Origin of the sequence: Polaribacter marinus, from assembly GCF_022662535.1 — a bacterium.
Taxonomy (GTDB): domain Bacteria; phylum Bacteroidota; class Bacteroidia; order Flavobacteriales; family Flavobacteriaceae; genus Polaribacter; species Polaribacter marinus.
This window is the reverse complement of sequence record NZ_JAKQYM010000003.1, coordinates 259,536-281,346: the sequence shown is the minus strand read 5'-3', so window position 1 is coordinate 281,346 and position 21,811 is coordinate 259,536. Positions and strand designations below refer to the sequence as shown.

The window sequence follows — 21,811 nt, the reverse complement described above, 5'->3', positions numbered from 1 at the left end:
TAAATTGCAATCGTTTTAAAAGAAACGAAATACCACTATGTTAAAAAATACATTTATAATTTTAAGTTTCATCGCTTTTTTAAGTTGTACTGGCAATGATAATTTAACCAATTGCATACAAACCTTACCCTTAAGCTTAAATACCGATTTAAACAATCCTCAGTTAATAAATGCACAAACTCCTGGAGGATATGCAGAAATTTCTGGTGGAAATAAAGGTATTTTACTATTTAATAAAAATGGATCTGAATTTGTTGCTTTTGATAAATTATGCCCACGAAACGATTGCAACACTCCTATGACTTTTGAAAACCGATTATTAAAATGTACATGTCATGATAGTTATTACAGTGTAGATTTTGGTGGAAAACCACAAACAGAAGGCTTTGAATGCCCTGCAATAGAATATAAAGTAACAAAAAACGGAACCACAATTCGAATCAGTAATTTTTAATAGTTTTCTAAAGTTTAGATGTTTATTTTTGCTGAAACACAACAATATTGAACGTGAAAAATTACTTTTCTTCAGATTTTAAACTAGGTATTCTTGGTGGAGGCCAATTAGGAAGAATGCTTTTAGCAGAAACTCAAAAATTAGACATTCACACATCTATTTTAGAGAGTAATAAAAATGCCCCTTGTGCTGAAATTTGCAACCGTTTTGTTATAGGAAATTTACTAGATTTTGATGCTGTTTATAATTTCGGAAAAACCGTTGATCTATTAACAATTGAAATAGAAAATGTTAATCTGGATGCATTAGATCAACTAGAAGAAGAAGGCCTAACTATTTATCCAAAACCTAAAGATTTACGCATTATACAAAGTAAAGCTCGTCAGAAAAACTTTTATATAGATCACCAAATACCAACTGCAGCGTTTTCTCATTATGCATATTTAGAAGAATTAAAACATTCATATGAAAATAGTATTGTTGATTTCCCTTTTGTTTGGAAAGCAGCTCGTTTTGGTTATGACGGAACTGGCGTAAAAATTGTTAGAAATTTTGCAGATTTAGAATCTTTACCCAATGTTGAATGTATTACAGAAAAATTAATTCCATTTAAAAATGAATTGGCTGTAATTGTTGCAAGAAATGCAGATGGTAAAGTAAAAACATATCCCGTTGTAGAAATGGAATTTCATCCAGAAGCTAACCAAGTAGAATACGTTATTTGTCCTGCAAGAATTGATTTTAAAACAGCCGAAAAAGCCAAAGAAATTGCTTTAAAAGTTGTGAGCGATTTAGATTTTGTAGGTTTATTGGCTGTTGAAATGTTTCAAACTGTAGATGATAAAATTCTAGTGAATGAAGTTGCTCCAAGACCACACAATTCTGGACACTATTCTATTGAAGCAAGTTACACCAATCAGTTTGAACAACATATAAGAAGTATCTTAAATCTTCCTTTAGGAAATACCGATAGTAAAGTTGCCGGAATCATGGTAAACCTTGTTGGTGAAGAAGGATATTCTGGAGATGTTATTTATGAAAATATAGAAGAAATTTTACAAATAGATGGAGTTACGCCTCACATTTACGGTAAAAAAGAAACGCGTCCTTTTCGAAAAATGGGACATGTTACTATTGTAAATTCAGACATGACTAAAGCAAGAGAAATAGCACAAAAAGTAAAAGAAACAATTAAGGTTATTAGTAAATAATACGTCATTACGAGTATAAACGAAGTAATCTCTGAAATAAAAAATAGATTGCTTCGTCATAAACTCCTCGCAATGACAGTACAAAACAAAAATATGGTAGGAATAATAATGGGAAGCGATTCTGATCTTCCAGTAATGCAAGAAGCGATTGATATTTTAGAGAGTTTTAATATTCAAATAGAAGTAGATATTGTTTCTGCTCACAGAACTCCAGAAAAATTAGTTGATTATTCTAAAAATGCACATAAAAGAGGCATACAAGTTATTATTGCAGGAGCTGGTGGCGCTGCGCATTTACCAGGAATGGTAGCTTCTATGAGCCCTTTACCCGTAATTGGAGTTCCAGTAAAAAGTAGAAATTCTATTGATGGATGGGATTCTATTTTATCTATTTTACAAATGCCAGGTGGTGTACCGGTTGCAACTGTTGCTTTAGATGGAGCGAAAAATGCTGGTATTTTAGCAGCTCAAATAATTGGTGCTTCAGACGAATTGATTTTAAATAAAATTATCGCTTACAAAGAAGAATTAAAGTTGAAAGTTGAACAAGCTTCTGCTAGAGTTAGAAAATAAATTTTGTCACCTCGAGCTCAGTTGAGAGGTTTTATATTTAGGTCTCGACAGCACTCGACCTGACACAAAATAAGATTATATGAACCCACTTTTACAAGATTTTACCACACCTCCTTTTTCTAAAATTTCTAATGACGATTATATTCCAGCAATTAAAAAAGGAATAGAAATCGCTAAAACAGAAATTCAAGAAATAGTTGACAATATTGATACTCCTACTTTTGAAAACACAACAGTTGCTTTAGATTTTACAGGTGAAAAACTAAATAGAATTACAAGTATATTTTTCAACTTAAACTCAGCAGAAACAAACGATGAAATTCAGAAAATTGCACAAGAAGTTTCTCCTTGGTTAAGTGAATTTAGTAATGACATCACTTTAAACGAAGATTTGTTTAAAAGAGTAAAAGCTGTTTATGATGATAGAAAAAATTTAGATTTAACGCCAGAGCAAGACATGCTATTAGACAAGCAATACAAAAGTTTTGCTAGAAATGGAGCTAATTTAAATAAAGAAGACAAAACAAAACTTAGAGAAATTGACGCTCAACTTTCTAAATTATCTTTAAAATTTGGAGAAAATGTCTTGGCAGAAACCAATGCTTTCGAAATGCATTTAACCAATGAAGAAGATGTTGCTGGTTTACCAGAAAGTGTAAAAGAAGCTGCTAAAGAAATTGCAAAATCTAAAGAAAAAGACGGATATATTTTTACCTTAGATTATCCAAGTTATATTCCTTTTTTAACCTATGCTGACAACAGAGAGTTGCGTAAAAAAATGGCTATAGCTGCGGGTCAAAAAGCATATCAAGATAACGAATTTAATAACGAAAAAGTTGTTTTAGATATTGTAAATCTTAGACACAAAAGAGCTAATTTATTAGGATATAAAACACACGCACATTTTGTTTTAGAAGAAAGAATGGCAGAAACGCCAGAAAAGGTCATTGAATTTTCGAATAATTTATTAGAGAAAGCAAAACCTGCTGCATTAAAAGAATTTGAAAATTTAGAAAAATTTGCTAAAAAATTAGACGGAATTGACCAACTTCAAAAATGGGACGGCGCTTATTATTCAGAAAAATTAAAGAAAAAATTATTCGATTTAGACCAAGAAGCTTTAAAACCTTACTTTAAATTAGAAAATGTAATTGATGGTGTTTTTGAAATTGCCAATCGTTTATATGATTTAAAGTTTGAAGAAGTTACCAACATAGATAAATACCACGAAGACGTTAAAACCTATAATGTAACTAATACAAATGGAGATTTTGTTGCTATATTTTATGCTGATTTTCACCCTAGAAAAGGAAAAAGAAATGGCGCGTGGATGACCAGTTATAAATCGCAACAAATAAAAAACGGAATTAACGAAAGACCACAAGTTTCTATTGTTTGTAATTTTACCAAACCAACCGCAACAAAACCATCACTTCTGACTTTTAACGAGGTTACCACCTTATTTCATGAATTTGGACACGCGTTGCACGGAATGTTAGCAAATACAACTTACAACAGCTTATCAGGAACTTCAGTTTCTTGGGATTTTGTAGAATTACCAAGTCAAGTTTTAGAAAATTGGTGTTATGAAAAAGAAGCTTTAGAACTCTTTGCTACACATTATGAAACAGGAGAAATTATCCCGATGGCATATGTGAAAAAAATTAAAGAATCAGCAAGTTTTCATGAAGGAATGCAAACTTTACGTCAGCTTAGTTTCGGATTGTTAGACATGCAATGGCATGGTCAAGATCCATCAGAAATAAAATCTATTAAAGAATTTGAAAACGAAGCTTTTGCCAATACAAAATTATATCCTGATGTTACAGAAAACTGTATGAGTACTGCTTTTTCTCATATTTTTCAAGGAGGATATTCTGCCGGATATTACTCTTATAAATGGGCAGAAGTTTTGGATGCTGATGCCTTTGAGTATTTCTTAGAAGAAGGAATTTTTAACAAAGAAATTGCTACAAAATTTAAAGAAAATGTACTTTCTAAAGGTGGAACAGAAAAACCGATGGTGTTATACAAACGTTTTAGAGGAAAAGAACCAAAACCAGATGCTCTATTAAAAAGAGCTGGTTTGCTTAAGAGTTAACACTAATTAACACAGATTATCATAAAATTGGTTTTTCAATGATTATTTTTATCATATGAAAAACCGATTTTTTCTTATACTACTAATTCTTATTAATGCAAATACTTCAGCTCAATTTATAATTAAGGGAAAAGTCCTTAGCTCCAAAAAAGTTCCCCTGGAAGGAGCTGCTGTATATTTTAATAATTCAATGATTGGTACAACAACAAATGCTGATGGAGAATTTTTAATAAAAACAAAAGAAGGACAATATGAATTGATAGCCTCATACTTAGGTTATAAAACAGTTATTTTTCCTTTAAATACAACAGAGATAAAAAAGTCAATTGTCTTTATTTTAAAAGAAGATGAAAATACTTTAGATGAAATAATTATTAGAAAAACAAAATATGATACCAAATGGAAATACAACCTTGAAACATTTAAAAGAGCTTTTATTGGTATTACAAAGCTATCTAAAAATTGTGAAATTTTAAACCCAAAGGTTTTACATTTTGAGTTTGATCCGTATAAGAACATTTTAACCGCTTTTGCTAAAAGACCTTTAAAGATAAAACACAAAGATCTGGGGTACTTTATTACTTATGATTTGGTATCATTTGTAAAGACAGGTAATTATGTTACTGTTACTGGATACTCTCGTTATCAAAATTTAAAAGGTAGTAAACGAAAACAAAAAGGTTGGAAAAAAAATAGACGAATCACCTATAATGGTTCAACTGTTCATTTTTTTAAATCTGTAATAAATAATAAAATTGAAGAAGAGGGCTTTATTGTTCATCAGTTTAAGCGTATTAAAAATCTCGAAAGACCTTCCGAAATTGAAATAAAAAAAGCTAGAAAATTCGTAAAATTATCTAGAGCAACAATAAATTTTTCTAAAAACTTAGAAAATCCCAAAAACGCAATTGATTCCGCTTTAGTAGTTTTAAGAAAAGTTAAATTACCCAAGTTTAAAGATTATTTATACAAATCAAAATTAAAGAGCAGTGAGCTTTTTAAAATTGATAAGGGAGTGGTTTTTCTAAATTTTAAAGACAATCTAAGTATTGTTTATACAAAAGAAAAAGAAGAAAAGGCTTACATTTTAAGAAACGCCTTCAGTAAAATAAGAGATGCCTTACCTCAAACCTCATCATTAATCCCTTTAAACATGCCTTTAGCTTTAGATAGACTTGGAGTCTTAATACATCCTTTAGATGTTTTATATGAAGGTTATTGGTCTTATGAAAAATTTGCCGATTCTCTACCTTTAGATTATGAACCGGGTAATTAGTACAGTCTTTACTTTAAATAATTTGAGCTATTCTATTGTTTTTTCAAACACATAGAATAGCTCTCTATTAATCTAATTAATCTTCTAATTTTAGTAATGCCATCTTACAAAGGCTTCCATTGCGGCATAATGAGACAAACCTAATTGATCATACAAATCAGCAGTTTCTTTGTTTCTATCTTCCGCACGTTGCCAAAACTCTCTACTATCAGCCCCTTGAAAAACAACTCCATCTTTTTGAGATTGGTGCTTAAAGATTCCTTTTCGTTTTTCTAATACTTGATCTGGCCCCATAGGGACTGCCATTTCTATTTCATCAATTCCCCACTCTTGCCACGCACCTCTGTACAACCAAACCCAACAGTCTTTCATAAACTTTTTTGGTTTCAATTCTTTTACTGCTGCAAAAATAGCATCTAAACAAACCTTATGAGTTCCATGTGGATCAGCTAAATCTCCTGCGGCAAATATTTGGTGTGGTTTAACTTTTTCTATTAAATCTTTTGTTATTTCTACATCACCAACTCCTATTGGATTCTTTTTAATAGCACCCGTTTCATAAAAAGGCAATTCCATAAAATGAATTTGAGCATCTGGCAAGCCAATAAAGTGACATGCAGATTTTGCTTCTCCCTTTCTAATTAATCCTTTAATATATCTTACTTCAGGAGTATCTATTTCACTAGCTTTTTTGTTCTTTAAAAAAGTAGCTGCTTTCTTATAAATATTTTCTGCTTCCGAATTTTCTATTCCAAATTTGTCATTAAAATCACATACAAAACTTGCAAAACGCAATGCCTCATCATCTGCAACAGCAATATTTCCTGAAGTTTGATACCCTACATGAACTTCATGACCTTGTTCGTGCAATCGTTTAAAAGTACCTCCCATACTAATAATATCATCATCTGGATGTGGACTAAAAATTAACACTCGCTTTTTTGCTGGTTCAGCTCTTTCAGGTCTTTTACTATCGTCTGCATTTGGTTTTCCTCCTGGCCAACCAGTAATTGTATTTTGAAGCTTATTAAAAATCTTAATATTAATATCATAAGCTGGACCAGAATCTGCTAATAGGTCACTCATTCCATTTTCAATATAATCGGCATCCGTTAACATTAAAATAGGTTTCTTAAGAAAGAGCGCTAAGCTTAAAACCGCTTTTCTAATCAACTTATCTGTCCAAACAATTTTCTCTACTAACCAAGGAGTATTAATTCTTGTTAGTTTAGATGCCGCTGCCTGATCTAAAATGAAGGTTGCATTGTTATGTTCTTGTAAATAAGAAGCCGGTACATGACTGGTAACTTCATCTTCTACAGATGCTTTAATAATATGAGATTTACTTTCACCCCAAGCCATTAGAATTACTCTTTTAGCTTCCATTATTTTTTTAACTCCTAAAGTAATTGCTGTTCTAGGAGTATTTTCTAAACCAGAAAAATCTCCACTGGCTGCAACTCTTGTAATATGATCTAAAGCAACCAATCTTGTTTTAGAATTTTGTAATGACCCAGACTCATTAAAACCAATATGACCATTTCCACCAATACCTAATATTTGCAAATCAATACCACCTAATGCTTCTATTTTTGCTTCATATTGACTGCAGTAATCTCTAATTTTATTTTTAGGCAAAGTACCATCTGGCACATAACAATTCTCTGGTAAAATATCTATATGATTAAATAATTGCTCTTGCATAAAACGAACATAACTATTTACAGAATCTGGTTCCATAGGATAGTATTCATCTAAATTAAAAGAAACTACATTCTTAAAACTTAATCCTTCTTCTTTATGTAAACGCACCAATTCTGCATACAATCCTTTAGGAGAAGAGCCAGTTGCCAATCCTAGTATACAAGGTTGTTTTTGAGATTGCTTAACCTTAATAAGATTTGCTATTTCTACCGCTATGGATTTTGAGGCAGAAGTTGCATCTTCATAAACTATGGTTCCAATATTTTCAAATCTTTTTTCGAAACCTGTTGCGCTATCTATACTACTCTTTAACATTCTTTTTTATATTTAAAAATAATTATTCTTCGGGGTAAAACTTTCAAATTATCTTCTTTTTCTTTTATTTAGAAACCACAAGCAATTAATATATGGTGTATTTTTCTCTAACTATCTTAAAGCCATTTATACCTTTCTGCCAAGTTGCTTTTATTTCTTTAGACGATAAACCTTGTTCTATTTGTGTTTGTAATTTTTTAGTTCCTGCTAATTTTGGAAAGAACTTATTAAAAAACTTTTCTTTATTTTCTGTATTATTATAAGATTCGATTAGCCAACTTAAGTTTAAACTACTTAATTTCTCTGTACTTCTTAGATCTCTACCTAAACACACTTTTCCTTCGTGTTTTGGATGCTTTGCTCCAAAATTAGGTTGAGGCGTAAAGCTAAAATCAAAAGAATTATTAGATACAAAAGGAGATCCAAAGATTTGAAATTGCATTTCTGTTCCTCTTCCAGCACTTACATTTGTTCCTTCAAAGAAACACAAACTTGGATATAGATTAATTGACTTTGAGTTTGGTAAATTTGGTGATGGTTTTATAGGCAAATCATATTCTGAATTATGTGTATAATTCTTTAACGGAATAACTGTTAAATCACATTGTATCCCATTTTCTAACCACTTTTCCCCATTAATCATTTTACCATACTCTCCAATTGTCATTCCATAAACAGTAGGAACAGGATGCATACCCACAAAACTTTTCACTTCTTGCTCTAACATTGGTCCATCAATATAATGTCCATTAGGATTTGGGCGATCTAAAACTATCAATGGAATATTTAGTTCTGCACAAACTTCCATTACATAATGAAGTGTAGAGATATAAGTATAAAAACGAACACCTACATCTTGAATATCAAACACCATTACTTCGATACCTTTTAACTGATTTTTTGATGGTTTTCGATTACTACCATACAAAGAAATAATAGGCAAACCTGTTTTTGCATCTATACCATCAGCAACATGCTCTCCTGCATCTGCTTTTCCTCTAAAACCATGCTCTGGAGCAAAAACTTTGACAACCTTTATATCTAAAGAAATTAAAGAATCAACAAGGTGAACATTTTTTTCTCCTTTAAAAATAACACTTGTTTGATTTGCAACAATACCAACACTTTTACCTTGAAGTAAGGATAGATATTTCTCTGTTTGATTTGCTGCAACTACAATTTTAGTTTCTATTTTCGAATCTAACAAATTAGATTTTGCTACTTGACTTTCTTTGTTCTTTTTAGAACTACAGCAAATGAAAGTGAATGAAAACAATACTATTATAAAATTTTTCATATTATACGGTTATATTGATGATTTTAGAATTTTGAATGTTTCTTGTCTCCCTGATTCATCAGTTATTTTAAAGAAGTATAGCCCATTTGATAAGTTCGAAATATCAACAGCTTCTTTTGTTACTTCAACATCTTTTATTAATTTACCTAAAATATTATACACATCTATTTTAGCTAATTTTAGATTACTTAAATTAGAAATATTAATAATTCCATTTGTTGGATTAGGGTAAAATGTAATTTTCTCTTTTAAATTGGAATCAACACTAGCTGTAGCACCAAATTTTGTGTTGATTAATTCCCACAATTCTGGTCTAGTTCCATCGTAATTTAAAGCCCAAATTCCAACACCACCTAAATTATTAGAAATTGCTAAATCATATTTTTTAGAGATACTAGTTTCATTGTCTGCCCATACTTGATTCCAATCAGCACCATCATTCCAAGTATACCAAGGAACTTCAAAATCGGCATTCCAAATCCATCCACCGTGAGTTGCTGCATCAGTAGCAGTATTTCTATATCTAGTAGATCCCATAGATGAAGTTGTTGATGATTCAGAAACATTTGTAGCTGTTTTCCAATGTTGTCCGTAATAAGGAACAGCCAAAACTAATTTTTCAGGATGATTTGCTGTTGGACCAGCATAAGTTCCTGTTTCAATGGTTTTTTTAACAAATCTTTTCCAAGAGGTGTGATGTAATAATGGCGCTACAGGTCCTGCATTTGCCGAAGAAGCAGAAGTATAATCGTAAGCCATTACAATTAAATAATCTACACTATCTACCAAATCATTCATAATCCAACCTCCCCAATTCACTGCCGGTCCATCAAAAGAAACTTCTTTTCCAGGTAATTCTGTATGAATATAAGTCGTTAATTCTGACATAAAAGTATTTAGTTCTGCTCCTCTATGAGCACTTGTCATTCCTTCAAAATCTATATTAACACCATCTAAACTATAGGTTTGTATTAGATTTTTAACATTTGCAAAAAAAGTAGTTTTTTTAGCAGCATTTGTAAATAATTCCCAAGCTACTGCATCTGCTCCGTCTGCTCCTCCAAAATTTACAACAGTCATAATAACCTTTGTACCTGCACTATGAGCAGCATTAATTTCTGTTGTCCATGGCCATCCTGCTGGTGTAGAAATAGAAGCATCTAATTGCACTCTAAAATCAAAACAAGCTATGTGTGTTAATAAATCATATTGAATATTACTGTGTGCTCCAGCACTTTGTTCCCAATAAGGCAAAAAGCCAAAAACTTTTTTTGATAATGTTTGAACTGCTCCACTTTGTAATGGAATAATATCAGACACTAATCCCCTTGCTGTATTTTGATTATTAATAGAACTCCCAAACTCTTTTGATTGTAATTCATGAATCCCTTTCTTAATAATTTCCTGTGAAAAAACAGTACTGCAAGTAAAAAATACAAATAAAGATAATAACGTGTAATGTAATGTTTGTTTCATAATCGTGGTTTTTAGTGATTTTTTTTTAAATATTTTTCGCCTTTATAAATTTAATTATTCTAGTATTTTAATTCCATGCCCCGCTTTAAATTCTTGATTCATTGAAGCTGGTAATTTTCCATTAGCTTCTTTGTTCCCAATAAGAACTTGTGCTGAAATTTTTTGAGCTATTTCAGAATTTTCATAAGATATAATAGAAGCATTTAGGTTTTTAAATGATAAATTTTCTAAAGAATATTGACTTGCAAACACATCTAAAATCACATTATTATTTAGTGCAATTGCTTCAATTATCGCTTTATCAGCATTAGATATTTTTACAGTTTTTCTACTATTTAAACGATGATAACCAATTATAACTTGATCATATTTTTTAAGTTTATTAAGTAAATCTTTATGAGGTAAGTTTGAAACTTCATCAATATTTAAGTGCAGTTTTAATTCTTTTAAAAACGCAGAAGAACTACCATCTCCTAAACCTAAAAAAGCTATTTTCTTATTTTTGTCTTTTTTTAATGGAAGAGTATTGTTTTCATTTTTTATGGCGGTTATAGCATTTATAAAAACCTCTTCATTTAAAATGTTATTTGTTTCATCATTTAAATCAGAAATAAGGTTTTGTGTCTTTATAGGTTTAAAATTATGCAATTGAACATCAAATTTAGCAGTAAGGATTTTTTTTACTGAATGTGCTAATCTTTCTTCAGTTAGCTCTTTTTTCTGATACGCTTCCATAATTTTAGAAATTCCTTTAGAGGCATCTTCTGTTAAAACCAAGATGTCATTTCCTGCCATAAAAGCGGCTAAATCTATAGCACCTGTTTCTTTATAATTAGCTGCACCTTTCATATTTAATGCATCGGTAAACACAAGTCCTTTAAAACCTAACTTTTCTTTTAAAAGATCAGAAACAATATGATGAGATAAAGAAGAAGGCACACCAGCTTCTTTTTCTAAACTAGGCACATTTAAATGCGCAACCATAACACCTGCCATGTTATTTTTAAACAATTGTTTATATGGATACATTTCTACAGAATCTATTCTTGCTTTAGAAAGTAAAACTGTAGGAAGTGTTTTATGAGAATCTTTATCCGTATCTCCATGACCTGGAAAATGTTTTGCACAAGCCAGTACATTCTGACTTTGTAATCCTTTCGTAAAAGCCAATGCTTTATTAGTTACGTTATATTTATCTTCCGCAAAAGAACGTACTCCAATGATTGGGTTTTTAGAATTTGTATTGATATCTACTACAGGAGCAAAATTTATATGAACTCCCAAACGATTACAATGTTCACCAATTTTTTCACCAACTCTTCTTATTAAATCATTATCTTTTACTGCACCAAGAGTCATATTATAAGGAAATCTTGCTGTACTATCTAAACGCATATTTAAGCCCCATTCTGCATCCATTGCAATTAGTAAAGGAACTTTAGAAACGGACTGATATAAGTTTGTTTGTTTGGCTTGTCTTACCGGACCTCCTTGAAAAAAAACAAGTCCACCAATTCCATTTTCTTTTATTAATTTCTGAATAGAATCTGTATGTTTTTGATCTTTATTAGAATATGCCGCAATCATAAATAGTTGTCCAACTTTTTCTTTTAAAGTCATTTGATTATAAATACTATCTACCCATTTTTTTTGAGTTGAATTTTCTGATAACTGTATTGAAGTTTCCTTCTTATTACAACTAAATAAAACAGAAAACACGATGATTACTAAAGGAATTGTTTTTTTCATTTTTTTGAAAAATTAAATTTTTATAAATATTTTATTTCTATATAAGACATATACTAAACTCCAAAAAAAGAAAATATGAGCAATGGCAAAAAAGAGTGACCCATTCATATTTCCTGCAAAAGGGACAAATATATTTTGATAAATGTATTTTAATCCCGTTGTTGTTTCTCCTTGTGCATTTGTAATTTTTATGAGATAAATCATTGTTTTTACATACAAACCAGAAAACACAAAAATGAATAAAGGGTTTGTACCAAAATGAATAAAAGGTATGGACCACTTACTATATTTTTTTACATCAATAATCCATATTAACAAAGCTAAAACTACCATTGCTAAGCCTGCTGCAAAACAAACATAACTACTGGTCCAAAGAGATTTATTTATTGGAAAAACAAATCCCCAAACATACCCTAATATCATTAGACTAATTCCGTAACTTAAGAGTGTTTTAATTTTAACACTATTCTTAGATGCATTACTTAAAAAACCACCTGTTAAACTACCTATAAGAACCGTAGAAATTGATGGTAATGTTGACAATAGTCCTTCTGGATCAAAAGGAAAACCAAGACCTTTCCAGACATGATTAGAGCCAAATAAATACAAATCTATTTTACCTACTAAATTTGTTTGTGGTCCAAAAGGATTTTCTGGAACAAAGAAATATAAGATGGCCCAATACAAAACCAAAATACCTATTATGATATAGGCGAGATTTCTTTTCTTAAAAAATAAACAAAGAGATGCTCCAACACCATAAGCAATTGCAATTCTTTGTAAAATTCCAAAGTACCGAACAGTTTCAAAATTAAATTTTGGAAAGAGATTTAAGAATAACCCTATTGCAAAAATGATTATTGTTCTTTTAATTATCTTCTTTAGTGCTTTTTTATTTTCACCTGGCTTAAAATTTTTAAAAGCAAAATGTATCGAAACACCTACAATAAATAAGAAAAAAGGAAAGACAGCATCTGTTGGTGTAAAACCATGCCATTTGGCGTGTAATAAAGGCCAATAAACATAAGACCAACTACCCGGTGTATTTACCAAAATCATTGAAGCGATGGTTATTCCTCTTAGAACATCTAATGCTTTTAGTCTTTCTTTGGTTTCCATTATTTATAAGTTTAGTTCTTTAATTTCTTTTTTATATGCTTCTATCGTTTTTCTAACACTTTTATGTTTTTGTAACAAACTACTAGCCAATTCCTTATCGATTTTAAGTTCGTCCATTACCATTTTAACACCTCTTGACACTAACTTTTTATTGGAAAGTTGCATGTCTACCATTTTATTCCCTTTTACCCTACCTAATTTTATCATTACCGTGGTAGAAATCATGTTTAAAGCTAACTTTTGTGCGGTACCAGCTTTCATTCTAGTGCTTCCTGTTACAAACTCTGGCCCAACAACTAGTTCTACTGGAAAATCTGCTTCAATTGCTAACGGAGAGCCTTGGTTACAAGTTATACAACCTGTAATTATATTTTGCTCTTTTGCTTTTTGCAAACCACCAATTACATATGGAGTAGTTCCAGAAGCCGCAATACCAATTAAAACATCTTTTTCTGAAATAGTATATTCTTGTAAATTTTTCCAAGCTAATTCAGCATCATCTTCTGCATTTTCTACAGCTTTTCTAAGTGCAGAATCTCCTCCTGCAATTATTCCAATTATCCAATTATCGGAAACACCGTAAGTTGGTGGGCATTCTGAAGCATCAAGGACTCCTAATCTACCACTTGTACCTGCTCCTATATAAAACAAGCGTCCTCCTTTACTCATTTTTTCATAGATAACATCAACAAGTTTATTTATTGAAGGAATTGCTTTTTCTACAATATCTGGTACTGTTTTATCTTCTGAGTTCATGTTTGAGAGTAACTCAAACGTGCTCATTTTTTCTAAATTATTATAATCTGATGCTTGCTCAGTAGTTAGTTTGTTAATCATTTTTTTCTCGTATAAGGATTAAACATAATATTGTTAGACAAGCATTTAATAATATATTCATAAAACCTAAATCGAATGAAAACTTATCTTTAACTATGTAATTTAAATAATAGGTTAGTAATGGCATTAAGACACAGATATATGGCACAGCTGCATCTTTTATTTTTACTTTAGTAAAAATACCTAATAGATAAAGCCCCAATAAAGGTCCATAGGTATATCCTGCCACTTTAAAAATTGTTGTAATTACATCTCCTTTACTTTCTGAAAACAGCATTATAATAATGAATATTACTACAGAAAAACCAAACAAAACATAATTTTTAAGGCGTTTTTTTTCTTTTGAATTTTTATGATTGATATCTAAAAAATCGTGTGTAAAAGATGTTGTTAAAGCTGTTAAAGAAGAGTCTACACTTGAAAATGAAGCTGCGGTGATTCCTAAAATAAAACTAATTGCAGCTACGGTTCCAAAACTTCCTAATGAAAGCATAGGAAATAAATTATCTGTATTGATAAATTTACCATTCTCTATTTCTAATTGAATTCCAAATTTTTCAGCATATAAATAAAGCATCACTCCCAATCCTAAAAAAAGAAATTGGGCTAGTGCTAAAAATAAACTAAAGGTTAATATGTTACGTTGTGCTTCTTTTTGGTTTTTACAAGTTAACGTTTTTTGCATCATATTTTGATCTAAGCCAACCATTGCAACGGCAATTAAGATTCCAGAAATAAATTGTTTAAAGAAATTACTTCCAGAATTAAAATCCCAATTAAAAACCTTAAAATATTTGTGATCTGTTACAGAAGTTATTGTTTCTGAAAAACTTAAGTTTAAAGAATTTTTAATAATAAATATAGATACAATTGCAGCCATTAATAAAAAAAATGTTTGCAATGTATCTGTCCATACAATTGTTTTAATTCCGGATTTATTGGTATACATCCATATTAAAACTAATATAATGATTACCGTTAGGTAAAAAGGAACGTTAAAGGCATCAAAAACCGCATACTGTAAAATTTTCGCAGCAAGTAATAATCTTAATGCAGCTCCAAATGATTGAGATATTAAAAAAAACAAAGAGCCTGTTTTATATGCTTTTGGCCCAAATCTGGTTTCTAAATAACTATATATTGAAACTAATTTTAAGTTATAATAAATAGGAATAAGCACATATGTAATAAAAACATATCCTACTACATTACCAAAAACAAACTGTAAATAATAAAAATAATTATTACTTACCATTCCGGGTATAGATACAAATGTTACTCCCGACATTACAGCTCCAATCATTCCAAAAGCAACTACCTGCCATGGAGATTTTCTATCTCCTGTATAAAAGGAATCATCACTTGTGTTTTTTGAGGTAAAGTGTGATATTAACATTAATACCCCAAAATAAGATACTATGATTAATAAAATTATTGTTGAGTTCATTTACATTCTTAGTTTTTAATTCCTATATAAAAAAGCAAACTTCTTTGCATGTATTACTTGTAGTATTTTAATAAATTTTAATTTCATTGAGTTGTAGTTTATAATCATTTAAATTTTCAAATGACTCTAAAGCTTCAACCGAGGTATTATTTTCTACCCAAAATCTTAATTGATCTGTACCATTGATTATATCTATTGGCATTTGAGTATAATTATATTCAAAAGGAGGTTTTTTCCATTCAAAATCATCTCCTAAATGATGATATATTTCTCTTAAAATAAATTGACCAACCCGCCAAGGTTGAAATGTTTTTTTATTTGTAATGTGTATTTGAAAACCACCACATACTTCATTCGTATTTTTATCGAATGTTGGCAAAAATGTTATTGGACGAATAGCAAAACCTTTTAATTTTGATTTTTTAATACTTTCTGATAAATGGTTTTCATAAAATGAAAAAGGCTCAATTTTTGGATGCCCTACTATTTCTAAAGGTTGTGTTGTGCCTCTACCTTCACTTAATAAGGTTCCTTCAAACAAAACAATAGAAGGAAAAGTAAATGCACTCTCTGCTCTAGAAAGATTTGGAGAAGGCAATAACCATGGTAATTTTGTGTCTTCAAAATACATTTCACGTTTCCAATACTGCATTTTAATTACCTTTAGGTTGACTTTTTGGGTTGCCCAAAATTTTTGATGCATTAAAGCAACTTCTCCTATAGTCATTCCATGACGAACAGGAATAGGATGTCTGCCAATAAAAGAAGCAAACTCTATATCTAAAATATTGCCTTCAATATCAACTCCATTTATAGGGTTTGGTCTATCAAGAACAATAATTTGTATGTCTTTATTTATGCATTTTTCTAATAAAAGAGTAAGTGTATAGATATATGTGTACATTCTGCATCCTACATCTTGTAAATCAACAAATAAATGATTTATTCCTTCTAACATTTCGTCTGTAGGAATACGTGTTTCGGAATAAAGGGAATACACAGGGACTTTAAAATAGGGATGTATAAAATGATTGGTTTCAATCATATTATCTTGTGCATCTGTATTAAAACCATGTTGTGGGCCAAATAACTTTACAAACCTTGTGTCAAAAATTTCTTTAAATCTTATTGCGGCATGCTTAAAACCCGAATCAACAGAAGCATTATGACACAATAAGGCTACATTACCTTTAAATGTCTTTTGTAGTTTTACATCTGCAACTAATACATCAAGACCCGTTTTTACTTTATCCAAAATAACATTCTTAAATTTAAAATCTTTCTTAAAAAAATAAGAAGTGAGAGTAGTTTTTTATTTTCCCTCACCTCTTATCACAAATTCAAATTAAACAAAAAATTATATTATATATTTATCTATTAATTTTTATCCCACCACATTCTGGTAGTTAAAAGATCTCCTCCTTGTTGAACAATTGCTGCTTCAACATTATCTGGGTTATTTAATTTTTCAGATGCTGGATATGGGAGTCTTCTTGGAATTTCTCCTCCCGTAAGTGTTGCTGCAACATTTGCAGGAACTAGAACAGGATAACCTGATCTTTTCCAATTAGAAAAAGTCTCTAAACCATTTCCAAAAGTAGCTACCCAATATTGCTCGTTTATCATTTTTAAAGCTTGCGCAGGAACAAAAGGATTGGTGTTTAAATAATCATTGATTTGAGAAGTTGTAATGTTAACTCCATGTCCATACATAGATAAATATTGCATTGCGGCAGTTACACCAGCTTTATAATGTGATTCAACATTAGTAGAACCACCTGCTAAACCCCAACGTTCTGCAGCTTCTGCTAACATAAACTCTACTTCTGCATAAGTTTGAAAGAAAAGTGGTGCATCATAAATAACAACTCCTGATCCTCCAAAAATATTAATATTTGGTTTAGAATTTGCTGTACCTCTTGTAGCATCATTTATATCTTGACCAAATTGTAAAGCAGCAGTTGTATCTCCACTAACAGTAGAACATAAAACAGAAACCCTTGGATCTTGTCTGCTCTTCATGAAATCCATAAATGGTTTAGCTATTTTAACTTGAGTAGAAGCTCTAGAAGTAAAACTCTTTGTAAGTGGATTTACATTTGGACCTCCATCATTTGCAGAGTTTTCATATTGTAAATAAGCGATATCTGCATTACTTGTCATAACCCCTCCGTTAATAGCTTTTGTAGCCCATGCTTTTGCACTTGCGTTATCAACTTTTACCATACGCATAGCTAGACGAAGCATTAATGAGTTGGCAAATTTCTTCCATTTTCCAGTATCTCCAGAATACATTAAATCTGCAGAACCATAAGAACTTGCGCCACCAGAATTTAAAGTTGCTGCAGAAGCTTCTAATGTTTCTAACATATTTGCATAAATATCACTTTGTTTATCATATTTAGGAAAACGAATACCTTCTAAGAAACCTTTACCAGCTTCACTGTATGGAATATCTCCATAAGCATCTGTTATTCTACTAAAAATTAAAACTTTTTGAATTCTAGCAATTGCTAAATCTACAGCAGCTGTAGACTCTGTACTAGCTTCTAATTGTGCTTCTAAATCTGCAATATTCTTAACTGTTGTTTTAAATTGCTCTTCAAATAACCAATGTGTATTTCCTTCTTTATAAAGAAAAGATGCATAAGATGTATTATTTAAATGTTGTACATTTTGCATTAAGTGTATCACATTATAAAATAAATAAGCAACATAACTACTACCTCCAGTATATAATTGAATATAAGTAAGTTTTGTAGATGGATCTAGTTGAACTGGTTTTGTTGGATTTACGTTAAGCTCCTCGAAACCATCGTCACAAAAACTGAACGTAAATAGTATTACTAGTGAAATAATTATTTTTTTCATTTTTTATTTTTTAAAATTTAACGTTTATTGAAAATCCGTAACTTTTAGTTGATGGTGTTCCAAATCTTTCTATACCTTGAGAATTTAAGTTATTTAATGAAGCCTCTGGGTCTACATTATCAATTTTTCTTGAAATAAAGAATAAATTTCTACCAATAACAGATAATCTAACATTACTTATAAATATATTCTTTAACGCTTCTTCTGGAAGGTTGTAAGAAAGACTTAGCTCTCTAAACTTAATAAAATCAGTACTGTATACAAATTCTTCTGAAATACCTGAATTTTCTTCACCTATAAAACCATAATAGGTTCTTAAGTTTTCTGGAGCTACCGTCATAGTAAACGGTTGCCCAGTAGCATCATCTATACCAGAAACTACTAAACCATTTTCACGTCCTTCTAATGTTTTTTTATGAAGCCCTCTCATCATTAACTCTCTATTTGTTCCAGAATGTACACTTCCACCAAACTTAGCATCAATTAAAAAACTTAATGATAAATCTTTATATTTAAATGTATTTGAGAAACCCATTGTATAAGGAGCAACACCTTTACCTAATATTTTGTTTTCTCCTTGTATTGGTTTAGGTATAGATCCACTAATATTGTACATAATATTTCCGTTATCATCTCTTTTATAAGATGATCCCCAAATTACACCATAATTTTCTCCAACAATATGAGAAATAATTGCGGTTCTAGATCTGGTTAAACTACCATCAACATTAATTGCTGTATCCTCATCATCAGTATGAATAATCTCACTATCATTATAACCAAAGTTAAATGATGTATTCCATGAAAAATCTTCTGTTCTAATTGGAGTACCTCCTATTAAGAATTCTACCCCTTTATTTTGTAATTCACCAATATTAAGAATTGACGAAGTAAATCCAGATGATTGAGATGCTGCTGCTCTAACAATATCGTTTTGAGTTTTGTTTGAGTAATAAGCCATATCTAGATTTAATCTATTATTAAAAAATCTACCTTCAAACCCTACTTCAAATTCATTTTTTTGAAAAGGTATTAAATTGGGGTTTGGTATTGAGTTTCCATTTAATTGCCCAAAAGATTGACCTTGAAAAGAACCTGTAATTGCATAATCTAAATTTAAACTATAAGCATTTCTAGCCCCACCAGCTACTTGTGCATAACTAGCTCTTACCTTTGCATAATTAATTACCTCTGGCAAGTCAAAAGCCTGATTTAACAATAAACTCTGACTAACAGACCAGTAAAAACCATCATTAGGTGTTGTTTTTCCAGGAAAAGAAAGAGTAGAAAACCAATCATTTCTTCCAGTAAATGTTAAATAAAGGTATTTATCAAAACTTGTTTCAATAGAACCATAAATAGAATTTGTTTTTGTTTTAGAGTACCCATAACTAGGCTCTGGCAACGTTGTATTATTTAAGTCTTCTAATCCTACAACAATAAAACCTCTACCAAGCGCACTTAAAGATTCATAACTCGAACTTCTACTATTTGCACCTATTATAGAATTAATTGAAATTTTATCAGTTATATCTTTACTAATACCCACCATGAAATCTGAATTCACCAACTTATAAGTAGATTTTATTTGATAAAGCTCTCCTGCTGGTCTATAAGCTGTACCATAAGGCGTTACTCTTTTTCTAGACAAGTCATAAGTATCTATACCTACTCTTCCAGTAACATATAACCATTCATTTACATCGTATTTTAAAGTGGTTGATGCGGTGAATCTATTTTTTGTATCAGCATTATTAAAATCATTTGTTGCCCAATAAGGGTTAGAAATAAATTGACTTGGCTGAAATCTAAGTTCTGTTCCGTCTTCATTAGAACCTGGTCTTAAATCATAAATATCTAAACTACTAGGCAATACATAAGCTACAGTATTTGCATTACCAGGAGTATCTCCAATATTAATACGATTCTTAACATCTTCAATCACATATTTTGTATTAACAGTAGACGTTAACTTTGGATTAATTTTTGCAGAAGCATTTAATGATATCGATTTTCTATTTAATGTTGTATTTGGAAAAATATCTTTATTATCTAAATTAGAAAATGAAAAACGATAATTATATCCTTCTCCTCCTTTTGCAAGCGCAACAGTATTAATTGCCGTTGTACCTGTATTATAAAATTTATCTAAATTATTCCCTGTATAAGAATAAGGTCTTTTAACTCCATCCCAGTTATACACCATTGATCCATCTAAAGGCGCTCCCCAAGACTGTAAAGAACTAACATAAGAATCATCAATAGCATTAGCCTCTAAAGCTATTTCTACAGGATTTCCTGTCAAATCATACTCATAACCTGGTTTCAATCTATTATTCCCTTGGCCGTAAGTTGTTTGAAAATCTTGAAGATCAGTATTGACTTTATCAAAAGTAAAAGAACTAGAAAACTCTACTCCTAATTTTTTTTGATTTTTACCAGATTTCGTTGTAATCATTATTACACCATTAGATGCTAAAGAACCATAAAGTGCTGCAGCCGAACTCCCTTTTAAAACAGATACACTTTCAATATCATCTGGATTTAATGATGAAATATCATCTCCACCATCTCCTGTTCCGTCGTTTGTTGCTCCAACAACAGATCCATTTGTATTATTAATAACAGGAATTCCGTCTATCACATATAAAGGTTGATTATTTCCTGTTAAAGAACTCGCTCCACGAATAATAACTCTACTAGAACCCGCTGCTCCACCACTACCCGTAGAAATATTAACCCCAGCTACCCTTCCTTGCAAAGAATTAACCGCACTTAAACTTTTAACTGTAGATAACTTTTCTCCACCTACCTCAGTAAGTGAATAACCCAAAGCCTTAGACTCTCTTTTAATACCTAAAGCAGTAACAACAATTTCATCAAGGTTAGTTGCGTCTGGCTCCAAAACAACATTTATAACTTGATTTTCACCCGTTAATATTGCTGTAAAAGCCTTGTATCCTAAATAACTAAAAGTTATTTTTTTTCCTTTTAAATTTTCTGCTTTTAGAGAGTAGAGACCATCAAAATCAGTCACAGTCCCTTTATTAATTTGAGCAATAAATACGCTAACCTCAGGCAAAGGGGTTTTACTTCCCTTTTCGGTAACGACTCCTGAAATAGTCTTCAATTGAGCAAATGTACTTTGCACAACCAAAAGCATAAACAAGGACAATAGTAGATTGTAAGTTTTTTTCATCTAATTTGAATTTAAATTAATTAAGGTAAAGATAAGTAAAAAATAAAAACCTGCAAATTATTTGCAAAAAATTGCAGGTTTTATTCAATTAAACAGAAAATATCACTACTTAAAAAACAAAAACACGCAATAAAACAAGGCCACAAAAGAGTAAATATGCTAAAAAAACTAGAAGACACACC

General features: G+C 30.7%; 15 protein-coding genes. 5 read left to right on the top strand and 10 right to left on the bottom strand.

All coding sequences use genetic code 11. The features are described 5' to 3' along the window. Nucleotides 1–37: 37 nt before the first annotated feature. From MC378_RS06275 to MC378_RS06255, 5 genes are all read left to right on the top strand, one after another. Nucleotides 38–454, top strand: coding sequence for a Rieske 2Fe-2S domain-containing protein (locus tag MC378_RS06275; RefSeq protein WP_242177896.1), 417 nt, complete (start codon nucleotides 38–40; stop codon nucleotides 452–454). A gap of 53 nt (nucleotides 455–507) precedes the next feature. Further along, the gene (locus tag MC378_RS06270) at nucleotides 508–1,665 is read left to right on the top strand and encodes a 5-(carboxyamino)imidazole ribonucleotide synthase (RefSeq protein WP_242177895.1); all 1,158 of its coding nucleotides are present in this window, start codon (nucleotides 508–510) and stop codon (nucleotides 1,663–1,665) included. Between the two features lie 93 nt (nucleotides 1,666–1,758). Beyond that, nucleotides 1,759–2,238, top strand: coding sequence for a 5-(carboxyamino)imidazole ribonucleotide mutase (gene purE / locus MC378_RS06265; protein ID WP_242177964.1), 480 nt, complete (start codon nucleotides 1,759–1,761; stop codon nucleotides 2,236–2,238). Nucleotides 2,239–2,317: 79 nt separating this feature from the next. Next, on the top strand, nucleotides 2,318–4,339 hold the full coding sequence (locus MC378_RS06260; protein WP_242177894.1) for a M3 family metallopeptidase: 2,022 nt from the start codon (nucleotides 2,318–2,320) through the stop codon (nucleotides 4,337–4,339). Nucleotides 4,340–4,394: 55 nt separating this feature from the next. Next, nucleotides 4,395–5,615 carry a carboxypeptidase-like regulatory domain-containing protein gene (locus MC378_RS06255; RefSeq protein ID WP_242177893.1) on the top strand — a complete coding sequence of 407 codons (1,221 nt, stop codon included), beginning with the start codon at nucleotides 4,395–4,397 and terminating at the stop codon, nucleotides 5,613–5,615. 90 nt (nucleotides 5,616–5,705) lie between these two features. On the opposite strand, the gene nagB is transcribed toward MC378_RS06255, so the two are convergent. The 10 genes from nagB to MC378_RS06205 form a co-directional block, all read right to left on the bottom strand. After that, nucleotides 5,706–7,634, bottom strand: coding sequence for a glucosamine-6-phosphate deaminase (gene nagB, locus MC378_RS06250; protein ID WP_242177892.1), 1,929 nt, complete (start codon nucleotides 7,632–7,634; stop codon nucleotides 5,706–5,708). Between the two features lie 85 nt (nucleotides 7,635–7,719). Continuing rightward, entirely contained in the window at nucleotides 7,720–8,931 is a 1,212-nt protein-coding gene (locus tag MC378_RS06245) for an exo-beta-N-acetylmuramidase NamZ family protein (RefSeq protein WP_242177891.1), read from the bottom strand. Nucleotides 8,932–8,940: 9 nt separating this feature from the next. Beyond that, complete coding sequence (locus MC378_RS06240; protein WP_242177890.1) at nucleotides 8,941–10,407, bottom strand: glycosyl hydrolase family 18 protein; 1,467 nt, start codon at nucleotides 10,405–10,407, stop codon at nucleotides 8,941–8,943. A gap of 54 nt (nucleotides 10,408–10,461) precedes the next feature. Then, nucleotides 10,462–12,156 (bottom strand): glycoside hydrolase family 3 protein, encoded by a 1,695-nt coding sequence (locus MC378_RS06235; protein ID WP_242177889.1) that lies wholly within the window; start codon nucleotides 12,154–12,156, stop codon nucleotides 10,462–10,464. Nucleotides 12,157–12,168: 12 nt separating this feature from the next. After that, nucleotides 12,169–13,275 carry an acyltransferase family protein gene (locus MC378_RS06230; RefSeq protein ID WP_242177888.1) on the bottom strand — a complete coding sequence of 369 codons (1,107 nt, stop codon included), beginning with the start codon at nucleotides 13,273–13,275 and terminating at the stop codon, nucleotides 12,169–12,171. A 3-nt stretch (nucleotides 13,276–13,278) separates the two neighbouring features. Beyond that, nucleotides 13,279–14,112, bottom strand: a complete 834-nt coding sequence (murQ, locus tag MC378_RS06225; RefSeq protein WP_242177887.1) for an N-acetylmuramic acid 6-phosphate etherase — start codon at nucleotides 14,110–14,112, stop codon at nucleotides 13,279–13,281. After that, a complete protein-coding gene (locus tag MC378_RS06220; RefSeq protein ID WP_242177886.1) occupies nucleotides 14,105–15,559 on the bottom strand; it encodes a sodium:solute symporter in 1,455 nt (484 codons plus the stop codon). Before MC378_RS06220 ends, murQ begins: the two co-directional genes overlap by 8 nt. 67 nt (nucleotides 15,560–15,626) lie before the next feature. Next, nucleotides 15,627–16,814, bottom strand: a complete 1,188-nt coding sequence (locus MC378_RS06215; RefSeq protein WP_242177885.1) for an exo-beta-N-acetylmuramidase NamZ family protein — start codon at nucleotides 16,812–16,814, stop codon at nucleotides 15,627–15,629. A 122-nt stretch (nucleotides 16,815–16,936) separates the two neighbouring features. After that, on the bottom strand, nucleotides 16,937–18,430 hold the full coding sequence (locus MC378_RS06210; RefSeq protein ID WP_242177884.1) for a SusD/RagB family nutrient-binding outer membrane lipoprotein: 1,494 nt from the start codon (nucleotides 18,428–18,430) through the stop codon (nucleotides 16,937–16,939). 10 nt (nucleotides 18,431–18,440) lie between these two features. After that, entirely contained in the window at nucleotides 18,441–21,629 is a 3,189-nt protein-coding gene (locus MC378_RS06205) for a SusC/RagA family TonB-linked outer membrane protein (protein WP_242177883.1), read from the bottom strand. Nucleotides 21,630–21,811: the final 182 nt, after the last annotated feature.

Coding starts and splice junctions, on each gene's coding strand:
- MC378_RS06275 (WP_242177896.1), top strand. CDS start 38: ATGTTAAAAAATACATTTATAATTTTAAGTTTCATCGCTTTTTTAAGT.
- purE (WP_242177964.1), top strand. CDS start 1,759: ATGGTAGGAATAATAATGGGAAGCGATTCTGATCTTCCAGTAATGCAA.
- MC378_RS06260 (WP_242177894.1), top strand. CDS start 2,318: ATGAACCCACTTTTACAAGATTTTACCACACCTCCTTTTTCTAAAATT.
- MC378_RS06255 (WP_242177893.1), top strand. CDS start 4,395: ATGAAAAACCGATTTTTTCTTATACTACTAATTCTTATTAATGCAAAT.
- nagB (WP_242177892.1), bottom strand. CDS start 7,634: ATGTTAAAGAGTAGTATAGATAGCGCAACAGGTTTCGAAAAAAGATTT.
- MC378_RS06245 (WP_242177891.1), bottom strand. CDS start 8,931: ATGAAAAATTTTATAATAGTATTGTTTTCATTCACTTTCATTTGCTGT.
- MC378_RS06240 (WP_242177890.1), bottom strand. CDS start 10,407: ATGAAACAAACATTACATTACACGTTATTATCTTTATTTGTATTTTTT.
- MC378_RS06235 (WP_242177889.1), bottom strand. CDS start 12,156: ATGAAAAAAACAATTCCTTTAGTAATCATCGTGTTTTCTGTTTTATTT.
- MC378_RS06230 (WP_242177888.1), bottom strand. CDS start 13,275: ATGGAAACCAAAGAAAGACTAAAAGCATTAGATGTTCTAAGAGGAATA.
- murQ (WP_242177887.1), bottom strand. CDS start 14,112: ATGATTAACAAACTAACTACTGAGCAAGCATCAGATTATAATAATTTA.
- MC378_RS06220 (WP_242177886.1), bottom strand. CDS start 15,559: ATGAACTCAACAATAATTTTATTAATCATAGTATCTTATTTTGGGGTA.
- MC378_RS06210 (WP_242177884.1), bottom strand. CDS start 18,430: ATGAAAAAAATAATTATTTCACTAGTAATACTATTTACGTTCAGTTTT.
- MC378_RS06205 (WP_242177883.1), bottom strand. CDS start 21,629: ATGAAAAAAACTTACAATCTACTATTGTCCTTGTTTATGCTTTTGGTT.